The 12,262-nt window shown below is 60.9% G+C and carries 9 protein-coding genes and 1 pseudogene; 2 read left to right on the top strand and 8 right to left on the bottom strand.

Features of this window, described 5'->3' with window-relative positions:
• Positions 1 to 14 precede the first annotated feature (14 nt).
• A complete protein-coding gene (locus tag EB809_RS02090) occupies positions 15 to 1,661 on the top strand; it encodes an FMN-binding glutamate synthase family protein (protein WP_123633097.1) in 1,647 nt (548 codons plus the stop codon).
• On the opposite strand, the gene EB809_RS02085 is transcribed toward EB809_RS02090, so the two are convergent.
• The 8 genes from EB809_RS02085 to EB809_RS02050 form a co-directional block, all read right to left on the bottom strand.
• Positions 1,658 to 3,697, bottom strand: coding sequence for a hypothetical protein (locus EB809_RS02085; protein ID WP_123633095.1), 2,040 nt, complete (start codon positions 3,695 to 3,697; stop codon positions 1,658 to 1,660). The two genes, EB809_RS02090 and EB809_RS02085, sit on opposite strands and share 4 nt — an antisense overlap.
• A gap of 33 nt (positions 3,698 to 3,730) precedes the next feature.
• Positions 3,731 to 4,972: an acetyl-CoA carboxylase biotin carboxylase subunit family protein gene (locus EB809_RS02080; protein ID WP_123633093.1), complete on the bottom strand. Its 1,242-nt coding sequence runs from the start codon at positions 4,970 to 4,972 to the stop codon at positions 3,731 to 3,733.
• Between the two features lie 146 nt (positions 4,973 to 5,118).
• On the bottom strand, positions 5,119 to 6,234 hold the full coding sequence (locus tag EB809_RS02075) for an ABC transporter ATP-binding protein (RefSeq protein WP_123633091.1): 1,116 nt from the start codon (positions 6,232 to 6,234) through the stop codon (positions 5,119 to 5,121).
• Positions 6,235 to 6,244: 10 nt separating this feature from the next.
• The gene (locus EB809_RS02070; protein ID WP_123633089.1) at positions 6,245 to 7,114 is read right to left on the bottom strand and encodes a carbohydrate ABC transporter permease; all 870 of its coding nucleotides are present in this window, start codon (positions 7,112 to 7,114) and stop codon (positions 6,245 to 6,247) included.
• Positions 7,107 to 8,036 (bottom strand): carbohydrate ABC transporter permease, encoded by a 930-nt coding sequence (locus EB809_RS02065; protein ID WP_123633087.1) that lies wholly within the window; start codon positions 8,034 to 8,036, stop codon positions 7,107 to 7,109. The genes EB809_RS02070 and EB809_RS02065 overlap by 8 nt, the downstream gene beginning before the upstream one ends.
• A 75-nt stretch (positions 8,037 to 8,111) precedes the next feature.
• The gene (locus tag EB809_RS02060) at positions 8,112 to 9,362 is read right to left on the bottom strand and encodes an ABC transporter substrate-binding protein (RefSeq protein WP_123633085.1); all 1,251 of its coding nucleotides are present in this window, start codon (positions 9,360 to 9,362) and stop codon (positions 8,112 to 8,114) included.
• 183 nt (positions 9,363 to 9,545) lie between these two features.
• A complete protein-coding gene (locus EB809_RS02055; RefSeq protein ID WP_190294806.1) occupies positions 9,546 to 11,003 on the bottom strand; it encodes an ATP-binding protein in 1,458 nt (485 codons plus the stop codon).
• The gene (locus tag EB809_RS02050) at positions 10,996 to 11,712 is read right to left on the bottom strand and encodes a response regulator (RefSeq protein ID WP_123633083.1); all 717 of its coding nucleotides are present in this window, start codon (positions 11,710 to 11,712) and stop codon (positions 10,996 to 10,998) included. Before EB809_RS02050 ends, EB809_RS02055 begins: the two co-directional genes overlap by 8 nt.
• A gap of 221 nt (positions 11,713 to 11,933) precedes the next feature.
• Between EB809_RS02050 and EB809_RS02045 the strand changes: the two are divergent.
• A pseudogene (locus EB809_RS02045) lies at positions 11,934 to 12,230 on the top strand (4Fe-4S dicluster domain-containing protein); the annotation flags it as partial.
• Between the last annotated feature and the right edge of the window lie 32 nt (positions 12,231 to 12,262).

Here is a 12,262-nt window from a genome sequence, read left to right as displayed (position 1 = left end):
GAGTCTGCTCGCGCATGTCCAAGTCGTCATCCTTCTTTCCCGCGCGCTACCTGGCGTACTACATTGCCCTGGCAGGTTTTGTGGCCACACTTGTGCTGGCCTGGTTCTATCCGTCGACCCTGATCCTGCCGATCCTGCTTGGGGTGCTGGTGGTGCTGGGAACCTACGACATCCTGCAGAAACGGCACACGGTCAGCCGGCTCTACCCGATCCTCGCGCACATCCGCTACTTCCTGGAATCCATCGGCCCGGAAATCCGCCAGTACTTCATCCAGCGTGACACCGAAGAAACGCCCTTCTCCCGGGAACAGCGAGCCATCGTCTACCAGCGGGCCAAGAACGTCCTGGACAAGCGACCGTTCGGCTCCATGCATGACATGTATGCCGAGGGCTATGAGTGGATCAACCACTCCATCGCGCCAGTGGACCACCAGGACAGCGACTTCCGTGTGGTGGTGGGCAAACACTGCAAGCAGCCCTACAGCGTCAGCATCTTCAACATCTCTGCGATGAGCTTCGGCTCGCTCTCGGCCAACGCGATCCTGGCGCTCAACAAGGGTGCCAAGAAAGGCAACTTCTACCACGACACCGGGGAAGGCTCGATCTCGCGCTACCACCGGGAATACGGCGGCGATCTGGTCTGGGAAATCGGTTCCGGTTATTTCGGCTGCCGCAACAAGGACGGCTCTTTCAACGAGGAGCTGTTCGTGCGCAACGCCACCCGCGATCAGGTGCGCATGATTGAAATCAAGCTGTCGCAGGGAGCCAAGCCCGGCCACGGCGGCATCCTGCCGGGGCCCAAGGTCACGCCGGAGATCGCGGAGGCACGCGGTGTGGATCCCTGGGAGGATGTGGAATCACCGGCCAGCCACAGCGCGTTCCGCACGCCGCTGGAACTGATGGATTTCATCGAGCATCTGCGGGAGATCTCCGGCGGCAAACCGGTCGGCTTCAAGCTGGCAATCGGTCATCCCTGGGAATGGTTCGGGTTGGTCAAAGCCATGCTGCAGACCGGCAAGAAACCGGATTTCATCGTGGTCGACGGCGGAGAAGGCGGCACCGGCGCCGCGCCCCTGGAATTCACGAACCGCCTGGGCATGCCCATGACGGAAGCGCTGTTGCTGGTGCACAACACACTGGTGGGCGCGAATTTGCGCGAAGACATCGCCGTGGGAGCGGCCGGCAAGATTACGTCCGCCTTCAACATTGCCCGCACCCTGGCGCTGGGCGCCGACTGGTGCAACGCGGCCCGGGGCTTCATGTTCTCGCTGGGCTGCATCCAGTCCCAAAACTGCCACACCGGGCGCTGCCCCAGCGGCGTTGCCACCCAGGATCCCAAACGCAGCCAGAAGCTGGACGTGGCCGACAAGAGCGAGCGGGTTTACAACTTCCACCGCAACACCATGGACGCACTGACAAACCTTCTGGGCGCCGCCGGCCTTCGCCATCCCCGGGAACTCGGGCCGGAGCATATCATCCGGCGAGTGGATGAAAACGAAGTACAGCCTTACATGGATCTGTTCCGATTCCTGGAACTAGGCGCGCTGATTGACGGCCACATCGATATCCCGATCTTCGCAAAATACTGGGATGTGGCCCGGGCGGAATCCTTCGAAGCGCCCGAATTCGTCAAGAAGCTGCGGGAAACCAAACTGCGCTAATCGCCACCATCCGGCGCATCCACACCCTGCCCTGCCTGCAGTTCCGCTGCGGGCAGGCGATCCGCTCCCCAACTGCGATGGACCCGGTCCATGACATCCTGCAGTTCTTCCGGCCGCACATTGGCCAGCGCCCCATGCTCCAGCGGATCGTAGTGGAAGATGTAGAGCCGCGAGGCAAACTCGCCGAACGGCAACGAGGACTCGCCGTGGCGCTCATCGTGCCCGGAGATGCTGACCTTGATGCCGTCTCCCCAGTCCTGGGCACTGTCGTTATTGGGGTTGAAGAAATACACCCGCATCACGTCCTCGGGGTCCAGCCCGACCCGCAGGATCGAGATGGCGTGCCAGCCAATGAATCGGGCGGCGCTGTCAGTCACGGCGATGCCCGCCGGCTGCGGGTGAATCAACGGTTGGTTGCCGTTGTAGTAAGGATGATAGCTGGCGTAGAAATGGCGTAGAAAGGTGTCTTCGTCGTGCAAATGCCCCGTCGCCACGTCCACATTGATGCGGAAACCCCGGCCGCACCACCACCCGTGGAATTCGGGGTTGATCCAGCGGTGCGGGTCGCCGTCACGATCATCGCACAGCCGGCCCATTTCGCCATAGATCCGGTCCAGGTGAGGCACGAGGATCAGCGAGACCGCATCCAGGTCCAGGTGCAATTCCTTGGCAACGCCGCCCGCGCTGGCGACGGAAGAAACCGGCTTGCCTTCGAAATGCATGATGATTTCATCATCCCGGGCGGCCCATACCAACAACTGCAACAGGTAATCCGGATCGCTGTACGACCACATGGAAATCGCCCGCGCCGACTGGCAGGTCGGGTTGTTCCCCTGCCCCACACCTAACGGCTGCCCCAGCACACAAATGACGCCCTCAAGGAGCCGGGCACGCGGTGATGCCGACTCCCCGAAAACCAGCGCCAACTGTTCCCGCGTGGTACGCGATAACGGCAGATTGACCTGCCGCCACAGTGCCGGTCCCATCGCCGGGTTGTAGAGAATGCCGCGCTCCAGCATCAACGCGAGGCCATAGACGGTCTGCGACGTCTCCGGATGAACACTTTCCTGGATCAACGCATGCACCAGCTCGCGATAGCACAGCAGACAGTCCCGACCGGTACTGGACAGACCCAGCGCCTCGGACAGCAACTGGTCGCCCTGGTCCAGGAGAAAACGCACCAGCACCGCATGGTAGGCGGACACCAGACCGGTGTCGTGCATGGCCCGGGCACAGCCCATGGCCTCCGCCTGCAGGCGCCGCTGGTCCATGGCGGCCAGTCGTTCCTCGTAGACGGATAGTCCGGGATCTTCACGGCAGGCTTCGGTCGGCCCGAACAGGCTACTGACCAACCGATGCGCGCCCTGACCACTGGCGCCCAGATCGATGTCCGGGTTGCTGTTGCAGATCGCAATCTGGGTGATCATCTGCTTGACGGGACCGGTAAGAATCGGGCGCTGCTCAATGATTCGCCAGATCTCGGCAATCAGCTGATCGATCACGTGTTCGTAACCGATGCGATCGGCCAGATGGCGCACCAATGCCCGGGACAACCCGGCCAGGCGCCCCTGCTGTTCCCGCTCTGCTTCTCCGGGCGCGCCGAACAGCAGGGCGAGGTTCATGGCCAGGACCTGAGCCAGGAAGTGATGCGCCTGCTCGGAGGAAACCTGCGGATGCCGATAGCGGCCCATGGCCACCGCCAATAGCCGCAATTCACTCAAAGCCTCCACCGCCAGGGTGTCGGCGACAGGACTCTTGAGCGATTGCGGTGTCAGGGAAGGCACGAGAATATGGGGATGGGCCCAGTCGGTCCCCTCGAAAACGCCGGCTTCTTCCAGCGCCTGAGCCCGCTCCTCAACCGCCGCACAACCACCCGGCTGCAACAGGACGCGTCGCACCAGATCAAAGACGACGGGCACCTTGCCGGGCTTGGCAAACGCCCGGGTCCCGGCCAGCTGATTGGTAGCTTCGTCCAGTTTGGCCAGCAGCCCCTCGAGTTTTCCGGGGGCCGCCTGCGGGCTGATGTGGTTGTCCACTCGACGTCCTCGCGATCGGGAAAAGTCGACAGACTACACGTAAAAGTCCAACTCTTCCTGATGTTTCAGGAGGTCGCGCATCTTGTGGGGGTCGTCACCCTTGAAGTACAGAAGCCCCCAGTGTGTGCCGAAGGCCGTACGCTTGGTCACCGTATCCTGCATCGGCGGCGCCAGGTCGTTGGACTCGTAGTACGGGTGATCCTCGGTTTCCTCCGGAATTTCCAGGCGGCTGACCACCCGCAGTCGCGGATAGACCCCGAAACAACCGGCATAGCACTTGGCATCCACCACCTCTTTCGGGAAGAACGAGGTGATCTCCTCTTCGGTGGTCTTGGGATCGAACGCCAGGATCATGCCCTGGTAGGCGTTGAACCCGTACACCCGTTCGAGTAGCTCGAACACCTTGAAGCCCGGTGGGCGATACGCCACCTCGCCGAAATACATCTCGCCGTCGTTGGTGACGAAATATTCCGGGTGAACGAAACCGAAATCGATATCGAACGTCTTGATCAGCTTCTCGATCTGCTCGGTAATCTGTGGCCGGTATTTTTCCAGCTCCGGCGAGGCCGGTACGAAGACCGAGTAGCCCAGGGTGACGTACTCGGAAATGTTAAGGAAACGGATCTTGCCGTTATGAATCCAGGCCTCCACCGCAAACTCCCAGCCGTCCAGATGGGATTCCATCAGCACCGGGAATTCTTCCTCGGGAATGGTATCGACTTCGTCCGGCGTGCGGATCACCCGGTGGCCGAGGCAACCGGCCTTGTCGAAGGCCTTGAGGTGAATCGGGTCGTTGGGGTCGCCGTCGAGTTTGAGCAGCGTCTGGTTGACCCGTTTCAGGAAGCGGATGACATCCTCACGGTCGTGCGCCTCCTCGAAAATGCCCACCCGGATACCCCCGAGCTGGGCACGCCGTTTCATCAGCGCCTTATCGCGCAACAACATGGCCTGACCAAACAGGCGGGGATTTTCCAGCAGTACAGCGTTGATCGCGCCGGCCCATTCCACGGTTTCTTCAAACAGCGGTATCGCCACATTGACGCCCATATCCTTCAGCGTCTGCGCAATTTCCATGGAGCGGTCGTTCAACCGTTCAAAATTCCAGGGCACGTACGGAATACTGTGCTCCTGACAGTAACTCTCGGCCCATTCCGGCGCCACGACCACATAGCGGCGGTTGAATTGATCGGCGGCTTCCACCGCGTTCAGACTCCAACCGAGCAAGGCTACATACCCCTTGTCCGGATCGTAGGAACCACTGACTTGATCAGACATCCCTCGTTCTCTTTTTTGGGTACCGGTCTTTTACCCTACACCAACCTGGCATGGATAAAAAATAGTCAGACCGGACGGAAAACGACGAATTCGGGGGAAAGGGCCCCGGCCGCCACGAGGAAAAGCCGGCCGGGGCAAGGGCTGGATCAGATGTCGATGCGCGCTTCCTTGCCGGCCTCAAAGTAGACCGCACGGCTGAGATCGATCATCAGTTCGGCCGGTTCACCGGGATCCACGGTATGGTCCGGATCCAGTCGACAGTGCACTTCGGTGTCGTTGATCTTGATCAGGGCCATCACGTCCGGACCGGTCGGCTCGGTGACCTCGATCCGGAATTTGCCGGAAGACGTCGCCTCCTGCCCGGCTTTGTGCGCCAGCGGCTGGGTAATGTGCTCCGGGCGGATACCCAGATGGATTTCCTTGCCTTCGTAGGCGGCCAATGTCTCCGGCAGCGGCACGTAGATCTGCTCGCCATCAGCACTGCGCAGGCTGGCGCGCAAGTTGCCGCCGTCGCTCTCCACCGTCAGCGGGATGAAGCTCATGGCCGGTGAACCGATGAAGCTGGCCACATAACGACAGGACGGACGTTCATAGATTTCCTTGGGAGAGCCCAACTGCAGCAGCTCACCGTCCTTGATCACGGCGATTCGGTCCGCAAGCGTCATGGCCTCGATCTGGTCGTGGGTCACGTAGACGATGGTGGTCCCCAGGCGCCGGTGCAAACGCTTGATTTCCGTGCGCATTTCCACTCGCAGTTTGGCGTCCAGGTTGGACAGCGGCTCGTCGAACAGGTAGAGCTTGGGACGACGCGCCAGCGCGCGGCCCATGGCCACCCGTTGCTGCTGGCCACCGGACAGTTGCGAGGGTTTGCGGTCAAGCAGTGGCTCGATCTGCAGCAGCTTGGCCACACGCTCGACTTCCGCGTCGATCTCTTCCTTGGGCATGCGCCGGATCTTCAGGCCGAACGCGATGTTTTCGCGCACCGTCATCGTCGGATACAGCGCGTAGGACTGGAACACCATCGCGATGTCGCGATCCTTGGGTTCGGCGTTCGTCACATCGCGCCCGTCGATCAGTATGCTGCCCTCGGTGACGGTTTCCAGGCCGGCAATACTGTTCATCAGCGTGGACTTGCCGCAGCCGGAGGGCCCTACGAGGATCAGAAACTCACCGGACTCGATGTTGATGTCGATGCCCTTGAGCGTTTCCTGGACGGCATTGCCGTAGGTCTTGCGGATACCCTTGAGTTGTAATTGTGCCATTGTCAGACCTCTAACCTTTTACAGCGCCGGACGTCAGTCCGCGAATGAAATACTTCCCTGCCAGGACATAGACGACCAGTGTTGGCAGGGCGGCGATCATGGCGGCGGCCATATCGACGTTGTATTCCTTCACACCGGTACTGGTATTCACGAGATTGTTCAGGCCGACGGTGATCGGCTGGCTGTCACCGCTGGCGAACACCACCCCGAACAGGAAGTCGTTCCAGATCTGGGTGAACTGCCAGATGAAGCACACCATGATGATCGGCACCGACATGGGCAGCAGGATACGCACGAAGATCGTGACGAATCCCGCGCCATCCAGGCGAGCTGCCTTGATCAGCGCGTCTGGCACGCCCACATAGAAGTTGCGGAAGAACAGCGTGGTAAAGGCCACGCCATAGACCACATGGACAATCACCAGGCCGGTGGTCGTGTTGGCCAGGCCCATCTTGCCCAGGGTCGCCGCCATCGGCAGCAGGATCACCTGGAACGGCAGGAAGCAGCCGAACAGCAGCAGGCTGAAGAAGATGTCCGACCCGCGGAAGCGCCACTTGGACAGCACATAGCCGTTGATCGCGCCCAGCGCAGTGGAAATCAGCACCGCCGGAACGGCCATCTTGATGGAGTTCCAGAAGAACCCGCTGACGCCGTTGCACTGGACCCCGGTGCAGGCCGTGGACCAGGCCTTGGCCCAGGCTTCAAACGACCAGACTTCCGGGAAACTGATCAGGTTGCCCGAGCGGATATCACCCGTGGTCTTGAAACTGGTGATGATCATGATGAACACCGGAATCAGGTAGGCCACACACGCCAGCAGCAGAGTGGCATAGATCAGGATCCGGCTGGGGGTGAGTTTTTTCTCGATCTGACTAGCCATTGCGTTGTCCCCTCAGTTCCGAATACAGGTAGGGCACCAGAAGCGCCAGCAGCATGGCCAGCATCATGATGGAACTGGCGGCACCCAGGCCCATCTGGCCGCGAGTGAACGTAAACGAGTACATGAACATGGCTGGCAGGTCGGAGGCGTAACCCGGTCCACCGGATGTCATCGCCATGACCAGGTCGAAGCTCTTGATGGCGATATGCGCCAGCACCATCACCGAGCTGAAGAACACCGGACGCATGGCCGGTAGCACGATACGCAGGTAGATCCGCGGCAGGCTCGCACCGTCGACGCGGGCGGCGTTGATGATGGCCGGATCAATGCCCCGCAGGCCCGCCAGGAACAATGCCATGACGAAGCCGGACGCCTGCCAGACGGCGGCGATGACGATAGTGTAGATCACCATGTCCGGGTTGGTCAGCCAGTCAAACTTGAAGCTGGTCCATCCCCAGTCGTGCATGAGCTTCTCCAGCCCCAGACTGGGATTGAGAATCCATTGCCACACCGTCCCGGTCACGATCATGGACAGGGCCAGTGGATAAAGGTAGATCGTGCGGATCACACCCTCGTTGCGGATGCGCTGATCCAGCAGGATCGCCAGAAAGCAGCCAATAACCAGGCAGCAGAAAATGAACAGCAGGCCGAAGATGGCCAGGTTCGCACACGCGGTTGCCCAGCGGGCATTGCTGAACAGGTGCGCGTATTGCTCGAAGCCCACGAATTCGTAGCTGGGCAGGAAGGTGGAGCCGGTGAAAGACAGGACACCGGTCCAGAACATAAACCCGTAGATACCGACCAGCGCCATGGCAGCCGTCGGCGCGAGCGCCAGTTTGGGCAACCATTGTTGTAAACGCTGGGTCAGTCGGCCACGGGCGGGCTGGGATGCCGTTTCCGACACCACACCAGAGTGAGCCATGGTGAGAACTCCTCAACCGTTATCGGTCAGCGGATGAGGCGCTGGCCAGCGCCCCATCCGGTCTTGCAGGTTAGATCAGAGAGCGGACTGGACGGCAGAAGCCAGCTGCTTGGCGGTGGCTTCCGGATCCGCATCCTTGGTGTTGAAGAAGTTCGTGATCACATCGAAGATCTGGCCCTGGATGGCACTGGTGGTCGCCATGCCGTGAGCCATGCTCGGGACCAGGCCGCCGGTATCGGCGGTGGACTTGAAAGCCTTCATGGATGCCTTGGCACAATCGTCAAAGCTGGCCATGTCGACATCGGTCCGTACCGGGATGGAACCCTTGGCCTTGTTGAAGATGGTCTGGAACTTCGGACGCAGGATGGTGCGCGCCAGATCCATCTGGGCTTTTTCATTGGCCTCGTTGTTCAACTTGAACATGGCCAGTGAGTCGATGTTGAACGTGAAGGCGTCCTCGCTGCCCGGAGCCGGTACACAGAGGTAGTCCTTGCCAGCCACCTTGTCGGCCGCCGTGAACTCGCCCTTGGCCCAGTCGCCCATGATCTGCATGGCGGCATCGCCGTTGATGACCATCTTGGTGGCCACGTTCCAGTCACGACCAACCGCGTTCGGATCGATGTAGTCGCGGATCTTGTGGAACTTGGTCAGCGCCTCGACCATTTTCGGGCCGGACAGCACGTCCATGTCGTGATTGACGAAAGCCGCGGTGTAGTCCTTGGGCCCCAGAACCGCCAGGGCGACGGCTTCAAAGACAGTCGCATCCTGCCAGGCCTGGCCACCGTGGGCCAGCGGGATAATGCCGGCAGCCTTGATCTTGTCAGCGACCTCAAAGAATTCGTCCCAGGTGTGCGGGACTTCAACGCCGACTTTCTTGAACACGTCGGGGTTGACCCACAGCCAGTTGACCCGATGGACGTTGACCGGAACGGCGACGTAATGGCCCTCGTACTTCATGATGTCGGAAACGATCGGCGGCAGGACCTGATCCCATTTCTCTTCCTTGGCCACGTCATCGAGATTGGTCAGGAAGCCCAGCTTGGCCCACTCCTGGATGTCGTGGCCCTTGATCTGAGCCGCGGCCGGGGGATTGCCGGATACCGCGCGAGTCTTGAGGACGGTCATGGCGGCTTCACCACCACCACCGGCAACGGCGAAGTCTTTCCAGGTGTGGCCCTGCTCTTCCATCATTTCCTTGAGGACGCCCATGGCCTTGGCCTCACCACCGGAAGTCCACCAGTGGAGCACCTCAACCTGGCCGGCGTGCGCCGGGGAAAGCACAAAACTCAGGCCGATAGCGGCCAGTAAATGCCTGATCGGTTTCATAGGTTGGCACCTTGTTGTTGTTGTGAATGTCATTTTTTCGCTGTCAGCGCTCGACAACGTCATTCGAGTCTATGGCAAGGGGCAAAAGCCTGACGTATCAAAGTGCAAGGTCAATGTAACCGGGTCGATACATTGACCTGAAACGCAGCAACCACAAGGCTTGGCCCCAGACAGGCCAGAGGATTAATCCGGATTCCGCGGCAGGATCAGCGTCAACCGCAACCCACGCTGCTCCCGGTTGGAGGCTTCAACATCCCCCCCATGGGCGTGGGCGATCGCCCGGGCAATGCCCAGGCCAAGCCCTTCTCCCGGCGCGCTGGGTGACGCCCGGTAATAGGGCTCGAAGATCTTCTTGAGCTGGTCCGGCGGCAGCCCCGGCCCCTCGTCCTCGAAATGCAGGGTCAAGGTCGTGGGGGAATCCTCGATACGGATCGTGACCCGTTCCCCGTATTTTAGCGCATTATCGAAAAGGTTCCCGATGCATCGTCGAAGCGCCAACGGCTTGCAACGATAGGGCCGCCGGGCCCGCCCTTCCAGAGAGACCTTGCCGGGCGTGCGGGCGGCCGGCTCAGTGACCTGGTCGATCAGACCGTGAACGTCCACCGACTCCATATTTTCATAGATGTCGTTGTCCTTGACCGACTGCAGCGCGCTTTTGACCAGCAGATCCAGCTCCTGGAGATCCTTCTCGAACTTGGAACGCAGCATGTCGTCGTCAAGCAGTTCGCTGCGCAGGCGCAGGCGGGTGATCGGCGTTTTCAGATCGTGGGAAACGGAGGTAAACAGCTGCTCACGATCCTTCAGGTAGCGCTGGATCCGGTCCCGCAGGGTGTTGAAGGCCCGTGTGACGGCGACCACCTCACTACTGCCCCGCTCCGCCAGCGGCGGGCGATCGTCATCGAACGGCATTTCCCGGGCGGCCCGGGCCAGCCGGCGCAGCGGCCGGGCCTGCCAGCGCACCAGCAAAGCGATGAAGGTCAGCAGAAAAATGGTCAGCAGGCCAATGAAGAAGATCTGCTGTTTAGGCAGGCCGCTTTCGTCCTCCAGCGACACATACGGCGCTGGCAACGGCGTTGCCAGGTACAGCCACTCGTCGGGGGCAATCTCGATCTGCGTCACCAGCACCGGCGGGTTGATCGGATCGAGGTTGAGCGCGTAATTGGCCCAGGAGGGCGGCAGGTCGGTGAGCTTCATCTGGCTGTTGAGGATGCGCAAATCCTCCGGTGCCACGAATTCCACCCGGATGGGCAGCGCGCCGCCGATGCGTTCACGCAGAACCTCGGACACCGCATCCACCACATCCGCCTTGCGGGACGTATCCGGCAACGGCTTGAGGGCGATTTCCCGCTCGTTCAGGGACACGAAAAAGCGCGTACCGCCCATGTTGCGCAACTGCTCCAGCACGATATGCCGGTATTCCAGTGGCAACGACTTGAAAAAGCGGACCGTCGCCGCCGCCGAATAGGCCAGGTTGCGACTGCTGTTGATCAGCCCGGCGGTTTCCTGGGCGCGGAAGGTGGTGTACCAGAACGCCGTGGAGATCCCCTGGGCCAGCACCACGGCGACCAGGGTCAACAGGAGCATCCGCGTCAGCAGGGACTGGGGCCGGATGCGTTGGAACAGGGCCCGGACTTTATTCATTCTCGTAGCTGACGGTGGCCGTGAGCATGTAGCCCGCGCCGCGCACCGTGCGGATCAGCTTGGGCTGGCGACCCTTGTCCCCCAACCGGTGTCGAAGCCGCGACACGGCCACGTCCACCACCCGGTCCAGCGGATCGGCTTCCCGCCCGCGGGTGACGCCGGCGATGGTATCGCGATCGAGGATGCTGTTGGCGTGATCCACGAACAGCTTGAGCAACGCGAAATCCGCCCCGGACAGGCTGATGCGCTGCCCGCCCTGGTCATTCAGCTCGTGGGTCTGGCAATCCAGCCGCCACTGGGCGAACCGGACGTAGCGCCGGAACCCCTGCTGGCTCAACTGGGAACGCCGCAACAGCGCCTTGATCCGGGCCTGGAGTTCCCGGGCGCTGAAGGGTTTGGCGATGTAGTCGTCCGCCCCCAACTCAAGACCGATCACCTTGTCGGTTTCGTCGGAACTGGCGGTCAGCATGATGATGGGCAGGGCGAAATGATCCCGCACCCACCGACACAGAGTAAAGCCATCGTCGCCAGGCAACATGATGTCCAGGATCAGCACATCCGGCAGACAGTCATCCATGGCGGCCCGCATGGCCTCGCCATCGGAAGCGGTCCGCACGTGGTAGCCGGCCTGCCCGAGAAAGGTCTGTAGCAATTCGCAGATGTCTTCATCGTCATCCACGACCAATACGGAATGGGTTACTGCAGTCATTGCGCGAAGCCGATTGTGTCCGTTGTTATTTTGAGGTGCCTTCGGTCAGAGCCTGTTGCCACCGGCCCTGTGCCCGGCAACACACTATGTCCTGTGTCCTATCAGCTGTCCAGACTGGAAAACCATACAGGACAACGCCGCAAACTTGTCCTGGCGGACTCTGCGCATTCCGCAAGGTGATGAAAACTCGCGAAACGTCGAGGATGAGGAAATCACCAGCTTCGCCGAGCTTTCTCGAACAGCTGGCTGTGCAGGAAGATCAGCCAATTCACCTGAAGCTGAGCAACCCGGAGATCTCGATCCAGGAAAACCTGCCGAAGTTCAATGAACCGGCGCAGCGTTACTGCCCGGCGGGCGTGTACGAGGTGGTGGAAGCGGACGACGGCAGTGGCAAGAAGTTCCAGATCAATGCCCAGAACTGTGTCCACTGTAAGACCTGCGACATCAAGGACCCGGCCCAGAACATCACCTGGGTCACGCCGGAAGGCGGTGGTGGTCCGAACTATCCGAATATGTAGTACAACGCGATCTTCATTTGATCGACATCTAT

This window comes from Marinobacter sp. R17 (genome assembly GCF_003789045.1).
Taxonomy (GTDB): Bacteria; Pseudomonadota; Gammaproteobacteria; order Pseudomonadales; family Oleiphilaceae; genus Marinobacter_A; species Marinobacter_A mangrovi.
This window is presented reverse-complemented; position numbering and strand designations above follow the sequence as displayed.